The organism is Methylobacterium brachiatum, from assembly GCF_020523825.1.
Classification (GTDB): domain Bacteria; phylum Pseudomonadota; class Alphaproteobacteria; order Rhizobiales; family Beijerinckiaceae; genus Methylobacterium; species Methylobacterium brachiatum.
This window is the reverse complement of record NZ_JAJALK010000054.1, coordinates 1-738: the sequence shown is the minus strand read 5'-3', so window position 1 is coordinate 738 and position 738 is coordinate 1. Positions and strand designations below refer to the sequence as shown.

At 59.2% G+C, this 738-nt stretch carries 2 tRNA genes; both read left to right on the top strand.

The annotated features are described in order from the left end of the window. The first annotated feature begins 164 nt into the window (after positions 1 to 164). A tRNA-Ile gene (locus LGR69_RS31740) sits at positions 165 to 241 on the top strand. 36 nt (positions 242 to 277) lie between these two features. After that, positions 278 to 353, top strand: a tRNA-Ala gene (locus LGR69_RS31735). Positions 354 to 738: the final 385 nt, after the last annotated feature.

Below are 738 nucleotides of genomic sequence, written 5' to 3'. Positions count from 1 at the left end.
GGAGCCGTTCTGCTTCACGCAGACCCATCGAAGATCATTTAGATACAGGGTTCAGTCAGAACCCATTTTGCGGGACGCACGCCGTCCTCGTTTCTCTTCCTCACCAGATAGCGCGATCGGCGCTCCGTCTCAGCGTATGCAGGACGGCGCGCCTCGATCGCTCTGGGCCTGTAGCTCAGGTGGTTAGAGCGCACCCCTGATAAGGGTGAGGTCGGACGTTCGAGTCGTCCCAGGCCCACCACGACACGGGACGTTCGACCGCTGGCGCTGACCCCTTGGGGCCATAGCTCAGTTGGGAGAGCGCGTGCTTTGCAAGCATGAGGTCGTCGGTTCGATCCCGTCTGGCTCCACCATCTCTTTTGGGACTTGGCGCTGCTGATGCGGCCGCCGCCTGAGAGACGGTGTCGAGCCTGGCTATCTGGAACACAGTTTGCCGCGGCAGACGATCAGCGAGGACCGCAAGGTTCGGTTGGTTGCACCGCGTGCGAAAACATCAGTGACATCGTGAAGAGGGAATGTGGCCGTCAGGGGCGCGAAAGCGTCTCCCCGGCGGTCATGTTCGGCAAGCATACGGTGATCGGATCGGAAACGGTCTGATCACTGGTCTTTTTGTGACCGTGTCAGACTTTTGCGCTGGATCCTCTGGATCGAGTGATAAAAGAACGGACATCGATCACGAGAGCGATCAAGTGCCTTAAGAGCATTCGGTGGATGCCTTGGCGCTGAGAGGCGATGAAG